1 protein-coding gene is annotated in these 1,106 nt (G+C 23.5%); it reads right to left on the bottom strand.

Features of this window, described 5'->3' with window-relative positions; translation table 11 throughout:
* Window positions 1-204 precede the first annotated feature (204 nt).
* Window positions 205-1,065: a RelA/SpoT domain-containing protein gene (locus tag G3997_RS02695; RefSeq protein WP_296647682.1), complete on the bottom strand. Its 861-nt coding sequence runs from the start codon at window positions 1,063-1,065 to the stop codon at window positions 205-207.
* Window positions 1,066-1,106: the final 41 nt, after the last annotated feature.

Raw genomic sequence — 1,106 nt, 5'->3', positions numbered from 1 at the left:
ATAGTTATAATCTTTAAAATTTACTTCATTATATATTTCTTTTTCTTTTGTAGGTATAGTTTTATATTTACATTTTGTTATATATCTTATATTTCTAGATACTAAATTTGATTTAATTTCCTCTATCCTATTTTCTAAATCTATCATAAAACCCCCACATATAAGCTTTTAATAAATCTTATATCTGAGGGTTTTAAATTATAACTAGTTTATTATACTTTCTATATTTTCTAAAAATACTTTTTTATCTTCTTCATCCAAAGATTCATTCCTTAATATATTATCTTTAAGCTCTAATATTTTATTATTTTTTAGCTCCATTTTTTTGTTGTATTCACTTTTTATATCTTTAAAGTTTTTACTTAATAAATTTATTAAAGATGCCATTTCATCGGAACTTCCTGCAATTCGATTAAGCAACATTAAATTTTGTTCAAGTATTTCTGGTATTTCATTTAATGAATATCTAAGTTGATGGTCTATTTCTCCATATCCTTCTTCAAATATAGTCCTAACTTGAACTTCTGTTATAACCTTTTCTGTTGTTGGATATGATTCTACTAAATAATGTACTGAACGATATCCTGATAGCCTAGAACAAACTTCTATTCCTAATTCTTCAAAGTTTTTTGTATCATCACCTTTCCTTATATTAGCAACTATCTCATTTACATTCCACATTCTAGTTATAAAATTATGTATTTCTTCCCAGTCTTCTTTAAATATATGTATTACTCTTATCCCAACTAAATCTGTTATTTCATCTTTGTAATTTTCTACTGTAAAGTTAAATTCTTTACCATATTTTTTTCTTCTATCTGATGTTTTTCTTATTATTTTTTCTATAAGATGATTTTCATCTTTAACACGAGTTTTAACAGAGTGTACTTTATTATGCTCTCTAAGTATATTGGCTATTAAGTTTGCTTGYGTYTCATAACTTTTTCGGTACATACTATAGTCATTATAAATTTTCTCTAATTCATTCCAATCTATATTTTTGTCTATTAAAAATTTTTCATCTATATTATACTCTTTTAAAAATTCATGTTTTCTAAGTACCATAAATTAGTCTCCTTGATAAACATATTGCTATTTAAATAATT

Origin of the sequence: Romboutsia sp. 13368, assembly GCF_018336475.1 — a bacterium.
Lineage (GTDB): Bacteria > Bacillota > Clostridia > Peptostreptococcales > Peptostreptococcaceae > Romboutsia.
The sequence above is the reverse complement of the archived record's forward strand: the minus strand, read 5'-3'. Positions and strand labels throughout refer to the sequence as shown.